Origin of the sequence: Rhizobium sp. BR 249 (genome assembly GCF_047445895.1) — a bacterium.
Taxonomy (GTDB): domain Bacteria; phylum Pseudomonadota; class Alphaproteobacteria; order Rhizobiales; family Rhizobiaceae; genus Rhizobium.
In genome coordinates, this window is the sequence record NZ_JARWKX010000002.1 from 40807 (window position 1) to 57101 (window position 16295).

Here is a 16295-nt window from a genome sequence, read left to right on the forward strand (position 1 = left end):
ATGCGGCATTGGGAGGAAATCATGAAATTGAAGACTGCACTTTTGAGTGCCACGATTCTGGCTGCCTGCATGTTCGGTTCGGCTTCGGCCGCCGGCCTCACTGTCGGTTTCTCGCAGATTGGTTCGGAATCGGGCTGGCGTGCGGCTGAAACGACCGTGACCAAGGAGCAGGCCAAGAAGCGCGGCATCGATCTGAAGTTTGCCGATGCGCAGCAGAAGCAGGAAAACCAGATCAAGGCTCTGCGCTCCTTTATCGCCCAGGGCGTCGATGCCATTCTCATTGCTCCGGTCGTCGAAACCGGCTGGGACGACGTTCTGAAGGAAGCCAAGGAAGCCAAGATCCCGGTCATCCTTCTCGACCGCACTATCAAGGCTCCCGACGATCTCTACCTGACGGCCGTTACGTCGGACCTCGTGCATGAAGGCAAGGTCGCCGGCGACTTCCTGGTCAAGACCGTAGGCGACAAGAAGTGCAACGTCGTCGAGCTGCAGGGCACGACCGGTTCTTCTCCGGCCATCGCCCGCAAGAAGGGCTTCGAAGAAGCTCTTGCCGGCCATGACAACCTCAAGATCGTTCGCAGCCAGACCGGCGACTTCACCCGCACCAAGGGCAAGGAAGTCATGGAAAGCTTCCTGAAGGCCGAGAATGGCGGCAAGGACATCTGCGCTCTCTACGCCCATAACGACGACATGGCCGTCGGCGCCATCCAGGCGATCAAGGAAGCCGGCCTGAAGCCCGGCAAGGATATCCTCGTCGTCTCCATCGACGCCGTGCCCGATATCTTCAAGGCCATGTCCGAAGGCGAAGCCAATGCTACGGTCGAGCTGACGCCGAACATGGCAGGTCCGGCCTTCGATGCACTCGACGCCTATCTGAAGGACAAGAAGGCTCCGCCGAAGTGGATCCAGACCGAGTCCAAGCTCTACACGCCTGCCGACGAGCCGATGAAGGTCTACGAAGAGAAGAAGGGTCAGGGCTACTGATCTGATTTGACACTGCATAATTGCTTGAATCGGAATTGATTTAGCGGAAAATTATGCAGCAATTCAAAGCGCTGCAGCGTCCTTGATGCGTCTGAAGAGGCGGGGACGCTGCAGAACCGCACCGGCTCGTCATGGACCGGTGCGGAACCGCCTTTGCCGCCCTGGGACCTCATGTCCGGCCGCGGCGCGGCTTTTGACGTCGATATCAGGAAAACAGACCCTTATGATTCACGATTTCGAGAACGTTCTCGCGGCTTCCGGAATATCGAAATTCTTTCCCGGCGCGGTGGCGTTGGACAAGGTCGATTTCACGCTGCGCAAGGGCGAGGTGCACGCGCTGCTTGGCGAGAACGGTGCCGGCAAGTCGACGCTGATCAAGTGCATCACCGGCGCCTATCATCGTGACCAGGGCAGCCTGACGCTGGATGGCCAGGAAATCAATCCGGCCAATACGCTCGCCGCCCAGAAGCTCGGCATCGGCACCGTCTACCAGGAGGTCAACCTCCTCTCCAATCTGAGTGTCGCCGAAAATCTCTTTCTCGGGCGCCAGCCGAGACGCTTCGGCATGACCGACGTGCGCGCCATGAACCGCAAGGCGCGCGAACTGCTTGCCGGTTACGGCATCGATATCGACGTCACTTCAGAGCTCAGCCGTTTCTCCGTCGCCGTCCAGCAGGTTGTCGCCATCGCCCGTGCCGTCGATCTCTCCGGCAAGGTGCTGATCCTGGATGAGCCCACGGCAAGCCTCGACAATCAGGAAGTGGCGCTGCTCTTCCGCATCATCGAAGACCTGAAGAAACGCGGGCTGGGCATCGTTTTCATCACTCATTTTCTCGAGCAGGTCTATGCGATCAGCGACCGCATCACCGTGCTGCGCAACGGTAAGCTCGTCGGCACCCGCGACGCCGCCGATCTGCCGCGCCAAAGCCTGATCGCCATGATGCTCGGCCGCGAGCTGGCGCATGCCGAAGAGGCGGCGAAGGAGCGTAGTGTCGCAGCGGGCGAGGTCCGATACCGTTTCTCAGGTTACGGCAAACGCGGCAAGGTCAAGCCTTTCGACCTTGAGGTGCGCGCCGGGGAGGTGGTCGGTGTTGCCGGGCTGCTCGGCTCCGGCCGTACCGAAACCGCCGAGCTTCTCTTTGGCGTCGAACACGCCGACAGCGGCAGCGCCACGATCGACGGTCAGCCGGTGACGCTTTCGAGCCCGCGCGCCGCGATCGAAAAAGGTTTCGGCTTCTGCCCCGAGGACCGCAAGACCGACGGCATCGTCGGCGACCTTTCGATCAGGGAAAACATCGCGCTCGCGCTGCAGGCCCGCCGCGGCTGGACGCGGCCGCTGTCGCGCGCCGAGCAGAATGCGCTCGCCGACCGCTACATCAAGGCGCTCGACATTCGCACCACCGACCGAGAGAAACCGATCCGGCTGCTCTCCGGCGGCAACCAGCAGAAGGCGATCCTGGCCCGCTGGCTGGCGACCAATCCCAAGTTTCTGATCCTCGACGAGCCGACCCGCGGCATCGATGTCGGTGCTCATGCCGAGATCATCCGGCTCATCGAACAGCTCTGCGCCGATGGCATGTCGCTGATCGTAATTTCCTCGGAACTTGAAGAACTTGTCGCCTATAGTTCACGTGTCATCGTACTTCGTGACAGGCAGCATATCGCTGAACTTACAGGCGAGCGTATCACCGCCGCCGGCATCGTCGAGGCCATCGCCGCCGCCGAACATAAGATGGAGGAGGCATGAGGTCCTCACTGAAGGCGCTGGCCTATCGCCTGGCGCCGCAATTGATCGCGCTCGTTGTCATTCTTCTATTGAATTTCATAACGTCGCCGCAGTTTTTTAATGTCGTGGTTCAGAACGGACGCCTCTATGGCAGCTTGATCGACGTGCTGAACCGCGGCGCGCCGGTGGCGTTGCTGGCGATCGGCATGACGCTGGTGATCGCCACCAAGGGCATCGACCTCTCGGTGGGCGCGGTCGTCGCCATCTGCGGCGCTGTCGCCGCATCGTCAATTGTTGCAGGTAATTCCGTTGCTTACACAATTTTCCTGACATTGGCGATCGGGCTTGCCTGTGGCGTCTGGAACGGTTTCCTGGTAGCGGTCCTCAACATCCAGCCGATCATCGCCACGCTGGTGCTGATGGTCGCCGGGCGCGGCATCGCCCAGCTCATCACCGAAGGCGCGATCCTGACCTTCAACGATGATGGCCTAATCTTCTTCGGCAGCGGCTCCATGGCCCTCCTGCCGATGCCTGTCGTCATCTGGCTGCTCGTCGGCCTGCTGGTCATCCTGCTGGTCCGCCGCACGGCGCTCGGCATGCTGATCGAAGCCGTCGGCATCAACCGCCGCGCCAGCACGCTTTCGGGCATCCAGACCCCGGTGCTCCTGATGGCGGTCTACATGCTGAGCGGGCTATGCGCCGCGATATCGGGCATCATCGTCGCAGCCGATATCAAGGGCGCCGATGCCAACAATGCCGGCCTGTGGCTGGAACTCGACGCCATTCTTGCGGTGGTGGTCGGCGGCAATTCGCTGCTCGGCGGCCGCTTCAGCATCCTCGGATCGCTGATCGGCGCCATGATCATCCAGGCGGTGAACACCGGTATCCTGTCCTCAGGCTTCCCGCCGGAATTCAACCTGATCATCAAGGCCGTCATCATCATCGTCATCCTCGTCATCCAGTCGCCGGCGATGCAACCGCTCGCCATCTTCGCCAGCCGCCGGCAGGGCGGAAGGGAGCAGCCGAAATGAATTCCAAATACCTGCCGCTGCTTGCGACCATCGTCATCTTCGTGCTCGCCTATGCCGGCTGCACGCTGCAATATCCGAACATGCTGTCGACGCGGGTCATCGGCAATCTCCTGACCGACAACGCCTTTCTCGGAATCGCCGCCGTCGGCATGACCTTCGTCATCATCTCCGGTGGCATCGATCTGTCGATCGGTTCGGTCATCGCCTTCACCGGCGTTTTCCTGGCGGTGATCCTGCAGAACACCTCGATCCATCCGCTGCTTGCCTTCGCGCTCGTCCTCGTGATCACCACGGCCTTCGGCGCCATCATGGGAGCGATCATCCACTATCTCGAGATGCCGGCCTTCATCGTCACGCTCGCCGGCATGTTCCTGGCGCGCGGCATGGCTTTCGTGCTCTCGATCGACAGCATTCCGATCGACCACGAATATTATTCGACGCTGACGGGCCTCTATTGGCGCCTGCCCGGCGGCGGACGGCTGACGCTGATCGGCGGCATCATGCTCCTGGTCTTTGCCGCCGGCATCTTCATCGCCCAGCGCACCCGTTTCGGCACCAATGTTTATGCGCTCGGTGGCGGCCCGCAGACGGCCCGGCTGATGGGCGTACCGGTCGGCCGCACGACGATCCAGATCTATGCGCTGTCGGGTTTTCTTGCAGGCCTATCCGGAATCGTTTTTTCGCTGTACACCTCTGCCGGATATTCCCTTGCAGCAGTGGGCGTCGAACTCGATGCCATCGCGGCAGTCGTCATCGGAGGGACGCTGTTGACCGGGGGGGCGGGATTCGTAGCAGGAACCTTGATCGGCATCCTGATCCAGGGGCTCATTCAGACCTACATCACCTTCGACGGTACGCTGTCGAGCTGGTGGACCAAGATCCTGATCGGCCTCCTGCTGTTTGCATTCATCCTGATGCAGAAGGCAATCCTGTTCCTTTCCAGTCTGAACAAGAGGTATGCCTGAGGGGGAGACGGATCGCTTGCGCAACAAATTGGACGAGACACGCAAGACGGGGCGCAGAACGCGGACGAGCCACGCCCAGGTGGTCGATGAGCTCGGCAAGGCGATCGTTGCCGGCATCTATCCGGTAGGCTCGATCCTGCCCGGGGATACCGAGCTGGCGCAACGTTTCAAGGTGTCCCGGACCGTGTTGCGTGAGACGATGAAGACGCTAGCCGCCAAGGGCATGGTCGTCGCCAAGGCGCGGGTCGGCACGCGTGTCACCGAGAAGAACCTGTGGAACATGTTCGACAGCGAAATCATCGCCTGGCACTTCGACAACGGCGTGACGGAAGAGTTCCTGCTGCAGCTTTACGATATCCGTCTCGCCGTCGAACCCTTCGCCGCCGGCCTTGTTGCTGAACGGGCGAATGCAGAGGATATCGAGATGCTGCGCGGGCTGGCGCTCGAGATGGCAGCAAGCGGCCATACCGCCGACAGCCTGGCGCTCGCCGACCTGCATTTTCATCTGGCGCTCGCCGAAGCCTCGCACAATCCCTTCATGCGGACGCTGGGCAGTCTCATCGAAGCGGCTCTCGTCGGTATGTTCCGCATGAGCACGCCGCCTGCCGAAAAGGGCTTTGCCTATATCGCCGATACCCATATGCGCATCGTCGATGCAATCGCGTCCGGTGACGCGGCTGCCGCCCGCAGCGCGATGGAGCTCGTCATTCTGGACGGCCGCGATCACGTGCACGAAGCCTTCGCGACCCGCGGTTCCCCCGCTGTCCTGGAGCCGATTTCGCCCGCTATTTCACCTTTGTGAAAGCGTGCTTGCCCCGACAAGGCCGCGCGTCTTTTCTGTTTCGATCTCCGTCGCGTGCTTTCCGAAAATCGATTCCGATTTCAGGAATTATGCAGTATGAGGCAACAAAGCCGCCTCACGGCGCGGATTCGCGGAGCAGATCATGGAACGTACTTGTCTTGCCGTCATCCTTGCCGCCGGTGACAGCACGCGGATGAAATCGTCGAAATCCAAGGTGCTGCATCCGGTCGCCGGACGGCCGATGATTGCCCATGTGGTCGATGCGGTCGCCTCCGCCGGCATTTCGTCCGTCGCGCTCGTCGTCGGCCGTGATGCCGAGGAGGTGGCGAAGGCAGGAAGCGTCGGCGGCGTCGGCATACAATCCTATCTGCAGAAGGAACGCCTCGGTACCGGTCATGCGGTGCTGGCGGCGCGCGAAGCGATCGCCAAAGGTTATGACGATATCCTCGTCACCTATGGCGACGTGCCGCTCCAGACCGACGGACCGCTGAAAGCCGCCCGCCAGGGCCTTGCCGATGGCAGCGATGTCGTCGTCATCGGCTTCCACACCGATCGCCCGACCGGCTACGGCCGCCTGCTCGTCAAGGACGGCGAACTCATCGCCATTCGCGAGGAGAAGGATGCGACCGACGCCGAACGCACCGTGACCTGGTGCAACAGCGGGCTGATGGCGATCAATGGCCGCAAGGCGCTCGATCTTCTCTCGCGCATCGGCAACGCCAATGCCAAGGGCGAATTCTATCTGACCGATCTCGTCGAGATCGCCCGTTCGCTCGGCGGCCGCGTCACCGCCGTCGATGCCCCCGAGATCGAAATGACCGGCTGCAACACCCGCGCCGAACTCGCCGTCATCGAGCGCTTCTGGCAGGAACGCCGCCGCCACGAGATGATGCTGGCGGGCGTCACGATGATCGCGCCGGAAACGGTCTTTCTCTCCTACGACACCGTCATCGGCCAGGATGCGCTGATCGAACCGAATGTCGTCTTCGGCCCCGGCGCTGTGATCGACAGCGGCGCCGTCATTCATGCCTTCTCGCATATCGAAGGCGCCCATGTCAGCGAGGGCGCGACCGTCGGCCCCTTCGCGCGGCTGCGGCCGGGCGCGGATCTCGCCAACGGTTCGAAGGTCGGCAATTTCTGCGAGGTCAAGAACGGCCGGGTCGGTAAGGGCGCCAAGGTCAATCATCTCACCTATATCGGCGATGCCGTCATCGGCGCCGGCAGCAATATCGGCGCAGGCACGATCACCTGCAATTATGACGGCGTCAACAAGAGCGAAACGGTGATCGGCGAAAACGCCTTCATCGGCTCCAACTCCTCGCTGGTCGCGCCGGTGACGATCGGCGACGGCGCTTACATCGCCTCCGGCAGCGTCATAACCGTCGATGTGCCGGCCGATGCCCTGGCGCTCGGCCGTGCCCGGCAGGAGATCAAGCCCGGCCGCGCGACGCTGCTGCGCGAGCGCGCGCTTGCCATCAAGGCCGCCAAGAAGGCCAAGGCTTGAGCGGCCTTGCGTAACCGGCGGAAATTGAAAGTGACCGCCGAGGCCATTGAGAAATAAGCGGAAATCGTTAGGAGTGGCCTCATTATCAGAGGCTCATGGGGATATTGTATGTGCGGCATTGTGGGGATCGTCGGAACTCAGCCTGTTGCCGGGCGCCTGGTCGATGCGCTGAAGCGTCTCGAATATCGCGGTTATGATTCCGCCGGTGTCGCCACCATCCATGAGGGCGTGATGGACCGCCGTCGCGCCGAGGGCAAGCTCTTCAATCTGGAGAAGCGCCTCGACGCCGAACCGCTGCCAGGTGTAGTCGGCATCGCTCATACGCGCTGGGCGACCCACGGCGTTCCAAACGAGACCAATGCCCATCCGCATTTCGTCGAAGGCGTCGCCGTCGTCCATAACGGCATCATCGAGAATTTCTCCGAGCTGCGCGACGAACTGACCGAGCAGGGTGCGGTCTTTCAAACCCAGACCGATACCGAAGTCGTCGCCCAGCTGATGGCGAAATATCTGCGCGAGGGTCTGGAGCCGCGCGCCGCCATGCTGAAGATGCTGAACCGGGTGACCGGCGCCTATGCGCTGGCCGTCATGTTGAAGGCCGATCCCGGCACGATCATGGCCGCTCGTTCCGGCCCGCCGCTCGCCGTCGGCTACGGCCGCGGCGAGATGTTCCTGGGATCGGATGCGATCGCGCTCTCGCCCTTTACCAACGAAATCACCTATCTCGTCGACGGCGACTGTGCCGTCATCACCCGCGACAGCGTCTCGGTTCTCGATTTCACCGGCAAGCCGGTCAAGCGCGCCCGCCAGATCTCGCAGGCGACCGCCTATGTCGTCGACAAGGGCAATCACCGCCATTTCATGGAAAAGGAAATCTACGAGCAGCCGGAGGTCATCTCCCACGCGCTCAGCCATTACGTGGATTTCGCCGAGAACACGATCGGCGCCAACGCCGCCGCGATCGACTTCAAGGCGGCGACCGGCCTTGCGATCTCGGCCTGTGGCACGGCCTATCTCGCCGGCCTCGTCGGCAAGTACTGGTTCGAGCGTTATGCCCGCCTGCCTGTCGAGATCGACGTCGCCTCCGAGTTCCGCTATCGCGAAATGCCGCTCTCGCCGTCTCAGGCCGCACTCTTCATCTCGCAGTCGGGCGAGACCGCCGATACGCTGGCATCGCTGCGTTATTGCCGGGAGAACGGCCTGAAGATCGGCGCCGTCGTCAACGTCCGCGAATCGACGATCGCGCGCGAATCCGACGCCGTCTTCCCGATCATGGCAGGCCCCGAAATCGGTGTCGCCTCGACCAAGGCTTTCACCTGCCAGCTTGCCGTTCTCGCATCACTCGCGATCGGCGCGGGCAAGGCGCGCGGTACCGTGAGTGCGGAGGAGGAGAGGGCGCTGGTGCGCCATCTCGCCGAAATGCCGCGCATTATGAGCCGGGTGCTGAACCTCATTCAGCCGCAGATGGAAAGCCTGTCCCGCGAACTCGCCAAGTGCAAGGACGTGCTCTATCTCGGCCGCGGCACCAGCTTCCCGCTCGCCATGGAAGGTGCGCTGAAGCTCAAGGAAATCTCCTATATCCACGCCGAGGGTTATGCGGCCGGCGAATTGAAACATGGGCCGATCGCGCTGATCGACGAGAACATGCCTGTGATCGTCATCGCCCCTTACGACCGTTTCTTCGAAAAGACCGTTTCGAACATGCAGGAGGTCGCAGCCCGCGGCGGCCGCATCATCTTCATCACCGATGAGGCGGGTGCTGCGGCTTCGAAACTGCCGACCATGGCGACGATCACCCTGCCTGTCGTCGATGAAATCATCGCGCCGATGATCTTCTCGCTGCCGATCCAGCTGCTCGCCTATCACACCGCTGTCTTCATGGGCACCGACGTTGACCAGCCGCGTAATCTGGCGAAATCCGTGACCGTGGAATAAGCCCTCCGTGGCCAGCGCGGCACGCTGAAACGTATTGTGCGGCGTGCCGAATTCTGGCAATTTTACCGTGCGGACAAAGGGGGAAGGGCCGGCGTTCCGGCCTGTCCACGACCGAAATGGAGTTCGTCAGGAAACGATGACCGACAACGTCCCCCGAATGCCGGTCGCGACCCGGCTGAGGAATAATTTTCTCGCAGGTTTGATCATCTGCGCGCCGATTGCGATTACCATCTGGCTGACCTGGACCTTCATTCACTGGTCGGACAGCTGGGTCAGGCCCTATATTCCGGCGCGCTGGAATCCGGAAAGCTACCTCAATTTCGCCATTCCTGGTTTCGGTCTGCTGATCGCCGTCGTGCTGATTACCGTCGTCGGTTTTCTCGGCAAGAACCTGATCGGCCAGAGCATCGTCCGCTTTGGCGAATCGGTCGTCCAGCGCATGCCGCTGGTGCGCACGATTTACAGAAGCGTGAAGCAGATTTTCGAAACAGTGCTGAAGGAACAGTCGAATTCCTTCAAAAAGGTCGGCCTCATCGAATACCCGGGTCCCGGCCTCTGGGCGCTGGTCTTCATCGCCACCGATGCCAAGGGCGAAATCGCGTCGAAGTTCAATGCGATGGGACAGGACATGGTCGCCGTCTTCCTGCCGCCGACACCGGTGCCGACGGCGGGTTTCCTGATCTTCGTGCCCCGCGAGAAGATCGTTCTGCTCGACATGAGCCCGGAAGACGCCGCCAAGTACCTGATTTCAGGCGGCCTCGTCGCCCCCGAACACAAGCCTTCCGAGCCGAAGCAGAAGCATCTGCCTCGGCCGAAGCCAGTGGCGGTGTCGAAGGCCGATTAACCCGCTCTCAAAAACCGGATCGCCTCGTCGCGGCGGAAGAGATAGAGCAGGGTGCGGATCGCCTGTCCCCGTTCGCTGGTCAGTTCGGGATCGCGCTCGATCAGATAGGCCGCGTCCTTGCGGGCGATCTCAAGCAGGTCGGCATGCGCCTCGAGGCTGGCGATGCGGAAGCCCGGCGTGCCGGATTGGCGGGTGCCGAGCAACTCACCTTCGCCGCGCAGTTTCAGGTCTTCCTCAGCGATACGGAAGCCGTCTTCCGTTTCCCGCATGATCGACAGCCTGGCGTGGCCGGTTTCACCAAGCGGCCCCTTGTAGAGCAGGATGCAGGTCGAGGCCTCGTCGCCGCGCCCGACGCGGCCGCGCAACTGATGCAGTTGCGCCAGGCCGAAGCGCTCGGCATGTTCGATCACCATGATCGTCGCATCAGGCACGTCGACGCCGACTTCGACGACTGTTGTGGCGACGAGAAGCCGGGTCTCTCCGTTCTTGAACGCCATCATCGCCGCATCCTTTTCCGGTCCGCTCATGCGGCCGTGGATCAGGCCGATACCAGGACCGAGCGCGGAGATGAGCGTCGCATGCCGCTCCTCGGCTGACATCAGGTCTAGTTCTTCGGATTCTTCGACCAGCGGGCAGATCCAATAGGCTTTCTTACCCTCGGCGATCGCGCCCTGCAGCCGCCCGACAATCTCGCCTGTGCGCTCCATCGGCACGGTGATCGTCTGGATCGGCTTGCGGCCGGCCGGTTTCTCCGTGAGCTTGGAGACATCCATGTCTCCGAAGGCGGCAAGCACCAGCGTGCGCGGGATCGGCGTCGCCGTCATGACGAGCATGTGCGGGGAGATGCCCTTGGCCGTCAGCCTCAGGCGCTGATGCACGCCGAAACGGTGCTGCTCGTCGACGACGGCAAGCATCAGGTTGGCGTAAGCGACGCTGTCCTGGAACAATGCGTGCGTACCGATGATGATCTGCGCTTCGCCGGAGGCGATGCGCTCGACGATCTCTTCCCGTTCGCGTCCCTTGGTGCGCCCGGTCAGCACCTCGATGCCGAGCCCTGATGAGGCGGCGAATTTCGAGATCGTCGCGTGATGCTGTCGCGCCAGGATTTCGGTCGGCGCCATCAGCACGGCCTGGCCGCCGCTTTCGATCACGGCCGCCATCGCCATCAGCGCCACCAGCGTCTTGCCGGCGCCGACATCACCCTGCAGCAGCCGCAGCATGCGCTCGGTTCCGGCCATGTCCTTCAAAATGTCGGTGATCGCGTCGTTCTGGCTACCGGTGAGCGAGAAAGGCAATGTCTTCAAAATCTTGCCGCTGATTTCGCCCGTCGCATGCACCGGCTGGCCCGCCACCTTGCGCAGCCTCTGGCGCACCAGGCTGAGCGACAGCTGGCCGGCGAGGAACTCGTCATAGGCGAGCCGCCGCCGGGCGGGGGCCTGCGGGTCGATATCTCCGGGGTCGCGCGGCTCGTGCAGCATGAGGAAGCTGTCGCGGATCGACGGCAGGCCCTGTTTTTGCGTCAGCGCCAGATCGATCCATTCCGGCATCTCCGGAAACCGCGGCAGGGCGGCATCGATGATCTTGCGCAATGTCTTCGGCGAAAGCCCCGCCGTCAGCGGATAGATCGGCTCGACGAGCGGCAGGTTCTCCGCCTCCTCCGCCTTGACGATATAGTCGGGATGCACCATCGAGGCGCGGCCGTTGAACCAGTCGATCTTGCCGCTGACCGTCACTTCGGCATCAACAGGCAGCTGCTTTTCCAGCCATGCCGCCTGGCCGCGGAAGAAAACCAAGGTCAGCTCGCCGGTCTCGTCATGCAGAAAGACGCGGTAGGGGATGTTGCTCTTGCCGCGCGGCGGCACCTGATGCCGGTCGACGCGCGCCGTGATCGTGACGATCGCGCCCTGCGGCGCGCGGGCTATTCCTGGCTGGTTACGGCGGTCGATCAGCGAGAAGGGCGCGTGGAACAGCAGGTCGATAACCCGGCAATCCTCCGGTGTCTCGCGCCCGAGCAGCTTGACGAGCAGTTCTGCGATCTTCGGGCCGACGCCCGGAAGGCCCGAAATGGGAGAAAACAGCGGATCGAGAATGGCGGGGCGCATGCGGCCAAAATGCGATGAACAATGCGGCCTTGGCAAGGCTGACAAGCCGCTTTCGAGGGTCTATAGAGGCGCATCAACAGGAAGGTAATGCCATGACAGGTGTGACGCTCACGAGTGCCGGTCTCGACCCGCGCCGCCGCCGGATCCTTTTCCGCTGCTGGCATCGCGGCATACGCGAGATGGATCTGGTCTTCGGCCAGTTCGCCGAAGCCGAGATCGCGACGCTTTCGGAAGCCGAACTCGACGAGTTCGAGACGATCATGGCCGAAGAGGACAACGATCTCGTCCGCTGGATCATGGGAACATGGCCGGTGCCTGAGCGTTTCCAGACACCGATGTTTGCCCGCCTTGCCGCCTATACGCCCGATTTCGACAAGCCCCTCAGGACGCCGGAATGATCCCTGGTTTCGATGCGAAGAAGCTTGCGGCCATTGCCGAGCCGCTGACGATCGGCAACGTGCCTGCCGGCCTCGAACCGCTGCTGCTCGCCGAACTCGCGCGAGCGGGAGAACCGGTCGCCTATGTCATGTCGGACGGCCACCGCATGGCCGATCTGGAACAGATGCTCGGCTTCGTCGCCCCCGACATTCCGGTTCTCACCCTGCCGGCCTGGGACTGTCTGCCTTACGACCGCGTCTCGCCGAGCGCCGATACCTCGGCCCGCCGGCTTGCCGCGCTCGGCGGCCTCATCGCCCACCGCAAGAAGCCGCATGCAGCAATCGTGCTCGTCACCGCCAATGCCATGCTGCAGAAGGTGGCGCCGCAGGATGTGATCGAGAGCCTCAGCTTTTCGGCCCGTCCCGGCAACCAGCTGCGGATGGACGATCTCGCCGGCCGCCTGGAGCGTAACGGCTTCGATCGCGTTGCGACCGTTCGCGAGGTCGGCGAATATGCCGTGCGCGGCGGCATTCTCGATGTTTTCGTGCCGGGTTCGGAAGAGCCGGTCCGCCTCGATTTCTTCGGTGACACGTTGGAGTCGATCCGCAGCTTCGATCCCGCCAGCCAGCGCACGACGGGCCAGGTGCGCTCCCTCGATCTCAACCCGATGAGCGAGGTGACGCTGACCCCGGACACGATCAGCCGCTTCCGCAAGAACTATCTCTCGGCTTTTGGCGCAACGACGCGCGATGACGCGCTTTATCTCGCCGTTTCCGAAGGCCGGCGCTACCCCGGCATGGAGCATTGGCTGCCGCTCTTCTATGAGAAGCTCGATACCGTCTTCGATTATTTGAGCGGCTTCCGTATCGTGACCGATCATACCCTGCGTGAAGCAGCCGAAGAACGCTCCAAGCTCGTCTTCGATTATTACGACGCCCGCCTGAATTCCGGCCAGCCGGCGAAGGGCCAAATGGCGCAGGGTACGCCCTACAAGCCGGTGACGCCGGGCCAGCTCTATCTCGACGGCAAGCTTTTCGCAAAAACCCTGGATGCGCTCGGAGCGGTCCGCATCAGCCCCTTCAACGAACATGAAGGCGAGGCGAGGCGGGTCGTCAATATCGACGCCCGCCAGGGCCAGCGCTGGGCTCGCTCCAATGCCGAAGGCGGCGGCGATGCTGAACGCGTCAACGTATTCGACGCCGTCGTCAAGCACATCGCCGATCGGCGCGCCGGCGGGGCAAAAGTGCTCGTCACTGCCTGGACCGAGGGCTCGCTGGAGCGCCTGCTGCAGGTGCTGAATGAACACGGCCTCGAAAAGATAAAACCGATCGAGGCGCTGAAGGATCTCGGCTCGCTGGGCAAAGGCGAGGCGGCCGCTGCCGTGCTCAATCTCGAATCCGGCTTCGAGGCCGGCGATCTCATCGTCATCGGCGAACAGGATATTCTCGGCGACCGCATGGTGCGCCGCTCCAAGCGCCGCAAGCGCGCCGCCGACTTCATCTCGGAGGTCGCGGGCCTCGACGAAGGCTCGATCGTCGTCCATGCCGAACACGGCATCGGCCGCTTTGTCGGCCTCAGAACCATCGAAGCGGCCGGTGCTCCGCATGCCTGCCTCGAACTGCAATATGCCGACGAGGCCAAGCTCTTCCTGCCGGTCGAAAACATCGATCTCCTCTCGCGCTACGGCGGCGAGGGTACCGAAGCCCAACTCGACAAGCTCGGTGGCGGCGCATGGCAGATGCGCAAGGCGAAGCTCAAGCGGCGCCTGCTCGACATGGCCGATGCACTGATCCGCATTGCAGCCGAGCGCCTGACCCGCCATGCGCCGATGCTGACGGCGCCGGACGGTCTTTATGACGAATTTGCCGCCCGCTTCCCCTATGACGAGACCGAAGACCAGGACAACGCCATCGATGCGGTGCGCTCCGATCTCGGCGCCGGCCGGCCGATGGACCGCCTGATCTGCGGCGACGTCGGCTTCGGCAAGACGGAAGTGGCGCTGCGCGCCGCCTTCGTCGCGGCGATGAACGGCGTCCAGGTTGCCGTCGTCGTGCCGACGACGCTGCTTGCCCGCCAGCATTTCAAGACATTTTCCGAGCGTTTCCGTGGTCTGCCGGTGCGCGTCCAGCAGGCTTCGCGCCTTGTCGGCTCGAAGGAGCTGGCACTGACCAAAAAGGAAGTGGCCGACGGCAAGACCGATATCGTCGTCGGCACCCATGCGCTGCTCGGCGCCGGCATCAAATTCGCCAATCTCGGCCTGCTGATCATCGACGAAGAGCAGCATTTCGGCGTCAAGCACAAGGAGCGGCTGAAGGAGCTGAAGAGCGACGTGCACGTGCTGACCCTGTCGGCAACGCCGATCCCGCGCACGCTGCAGCTGGCGATGACCGGCGTGCGCGAACTGTCGCTGATCACAACGCCGCCGGTCGACCGCATGGCGGTGCGCACCTTCATCTCGCCCTTCGATAGCTTGGTCATCCGCGAGACGTTGATGCGCGAGCATTATCGCGGCGGCCAGAGCTTCTATGTCTGCCCGCGGCTTGCAGACCTCGCGGACGTGCACGCCTTCCTGCAATCCGACGTTCCGGAATTGAAGGTCGCCGTCGCCCACGGCCAGATGCCGGCCGGCGAACTCGAAGACATCATGAACGCCTTCTATGAAGGCCGCTACGACGTGCTGCTATCGACCACCATCGTCGAATCCGGTCTCGACGTGCCCACAGCCAATACGCTGATCGTCCATCGCGCCGACATGTTCGGCCTGGCCCAGCTCTACCAGCTGCGTGGCCGCGTCGGCCGCTCGAAGGTGCGCGCCTTCGCGCTCTTCACCTTGCCTGTCAACAAGGTGCTGACGGCAACGGCCGAGCGCCGGCTCAAGGTGCTGCAGTCCCTCGATACGCTCGGCGCCGGCTTCCAGCTCGCAAGCCACGATCTCGATATCCGCGGCGCCGGCAATCTGCTCGGCGAGGAGCAGTCCGGCCACATCAAGGAAGTGGGCTTCGAACTCTATCAGCAGATGCTCGAGGAGGCGGTCGCCGAGGTCAAGGGTGTCGACGAGATCCAGGATACCGGCTGGTCGCCGCAAATATCGGTTGGCACCACGGTGATGATCCCCGAGAACTATGTGCCCGACCTGCATCTGCGCATGGCGCTGTACCGCCGTCTCGGCGAAATCACCGAGCTCAAGGAGATCGACGGTTTTGGCGCCGAGATGATCGACCGCTTCGGGCCGATGCCGGTCGAAGTCCAGCATCTCCTGAAGATCGTCTATATCAAGTCGCTCTGCCGCACCGCCAATGTCGAAAAGCTCGACGCCGGCCCGAAGGGCGTCGTCGTGCAGTTCCGCAACAAGGAATTCCCCAATCCGGCAAATCTCGTCGGCTATATCGGCAAGCAGGGCACGATGGCGAAGATCCGCCCCGACCACAGCCTGTTCCTGACCCGCGACCTGCCGACACCGGAGAAGCGCCTGCAGGGGGCGGCTGTTATCATGACGCAATTGGCGGAGATGGCGAAGTAAACAGAGGGAGATGGGTATGGCGACATATGGCGCGACGATCGCCTGGGAGCGGAACGGCGAAACTTTCACCGACAACCGCTACAGCCGCGCCCATCGCTGGACCTTCGACGGCGGGGTCGAGGTGAGGGCGTCCTCTTCCTCGCACGTCGTTCCGCTGCCCTATTCGGCCGAAGACGCGGTCGATCCGGAGGAGGCCTTCGTCGCCTCGCTTTCGAGCTGTCACATGCTCTGGTTCCTGTCGATTTCAGCCAAACAGGGCTTTTGCGTTGACGGCTACACTGATGCGGCCGAGGGCGTCATGGAAAAGAATGCCGAAGGCCGTCTGGCCATGACTGTCGTGACGCTGAGGCCGCATGTCGTTTTCTCCGGCGACAAACGACCGTCCCTCAGCGAACTCGAAGCGCTTCATCATCGCGCCCATGAGGAATGCTTCATCGCCAATTCGGTGAAGACCGAGGTGCGCTGCATTCCGGTTCTGGGCTGACCTTGCAGCAATTGCGTGAA

The 16295-nt window shown here is 62.6% G+C and carries 12 protein-coding genes; 11 read left to right on the forward strand and 1 reads right to left on the reverse strand.

Features of this window, described 5'->3' with window-relative positions:
* Positions 1-21: 21 nt before the first annotated feature.
* From ytfQ to QD408_RS02795, 8 genes are all read left to right on the forward strand, one after another.
* Entirely contained in the window at positions 22-984 is a 963-nt protein-coding gene (ytfQ, locus tag QD408_RS02760) for a galactofuranose ABC transporter, galactofuranose-binding protein YtfQ (protein WP_088685071.1), read from the forward strand.
* A gap of 223 nt (positions 985-1207) precedes the next feature.
* Entirely contained in the window at positions 1208-2731 is a 1524-nt protein-coding gene (gene ytfR / locus QD408_RS02765; protein ID WP_414138264.1) for a galactofuranose ABC transporter, ATP-binding protein YtfR, read from the forward strand.
* Complete coding sequence (locus QD408_RS02770) at positions 2728-3741, forward strand: ABC transporter permease (RefSeq protein ID WP_414138265.1); 1014 nt, start codon at positions 2728-2730, stop codon at positions 3739-3741. The genes ytfR and QD408_RS02770 overlap by 4 nt, the downstream gene beginning before the upstream one ends.
* Positions 3738-4706: a galactofuranose ABC transporter, permease protein YjfF gene (gene yjfF / locus QD408_RS02775; protein ID WP_088685068.1), complete on the forward strand. Its 969-nt coding sequence runs from the start codon at positions 3738-3740 to the stop codon at positions 4704-4706. Before QD408_RS02770 ends, yjfF begins: the two co-directional genes overlap by 4 nt.
* Positions 4707-4722: 16 nt before the next feature.
* Entirely contained in the window at positions 4723-5508 is a 786-nt protein-coding gene (locus QD408_RS02780; protein WP_088685148.1) for a FadR/GntR family transcriptional regulator, read from the forward strand.
* A gap of 142 nt (positions 5509-5650) precedes the next feature.
* Entirely contained in the window at positions 5651-7012 is a 1362-nt protein-coding gene (gene glmU, locus QD408_RS02785) for a bifunctional UDP-N-acetylglucosamine diphosphorylase/glucosamine-1-phosphate N-acetyltransferase GlmU (protein WP_088685067.1), read from the forward strand.
* 108 nt (positions 7013-7120) lie between these two features.
* Positions 7121-8947: a glutamine--fructose-6-phosphate transaminase (isomerizing) gene (gene glmS, locus QD408_RS02790; protein ID WP_414138266.1), complete on the forward strand. Its 1827-nt coding sequence runs from the start codon at positions 7121-7123 to the stop codon at positions 8945-8947.
* A gap of 136 nt (positions 8948-9083) precedes the next feature.
* Positions 9084-9791: a DUF502 domain-containing protein gene (locus QD408_RS02795; protein ID WP_414138267.1), complete on the forward strand. Its 708-nt coding sequence runs from the start codon at positions 9084-9086 to the stop codon at positions 9789-9791.
* On the opposite strand, the gene recG is transcribed toward QD408_RS02795, so the two are convergent.
* Positions 9788-11893, reverse strand: a complete 2106-nt coding sequence (recG, locus tag QD408_RS02800) for an ATP-dependent DNA helicase RecG (protein WP_414138268.1) — start codon at positions 11891-11893, stop codon at positions 9788-9790. The genes QD408_RS02795 and recG overlap by 4 nt on opposite strands.
* Positions 11894-11985: 92 nt before the next feature.
* Between recG and QD408_RS02805 the strand changes: the two genes are divergently transcribed.
* From QD408_RS02805 to QD408_RS02815, 3 genes are read left to right on the forward strand one after another with little or no spacing between them, the layout of a single operon-like run.
* The gene (locus tag QD408_RS02805; protein ID WP_003579224.1) at positions 11986-12291 is read left to right on the forward strand and encodes a succinate dehydrogenase assembly factor 2; all 306 of its coding nucleotides are present in this window, start codon (positions 11986-11988) and stop codon (positions 12289-12291) included.
* Positions 12288-15791, forward strand: a complete 3504-nt coding sequence (gene mfd, locus QD408_RS02810) for a transcription-repair coupling factor (RefSeq protein ID WP_414138269.1) — start codon at positions 12288-12290, stop codon at positions 15789-15791. The genes QD408_RS02805 and mfd overlap by 4 nt, the downstream gene beginning before the upstream one ends.
* Before the next feature lie 16 nt (positions 15792-15807).
* On the forward strand, positions 15808-16275 hold the full coding sequence (locus tag QD408_RS02815; protein ID WP_414138270.1) for an OsmC family protein: 468 nt from the start codon (positions 15808-15810) through the stop codon (positions 16273-16275).
* Positions 16276-16295: the final 20 nt, after the last annotated feature.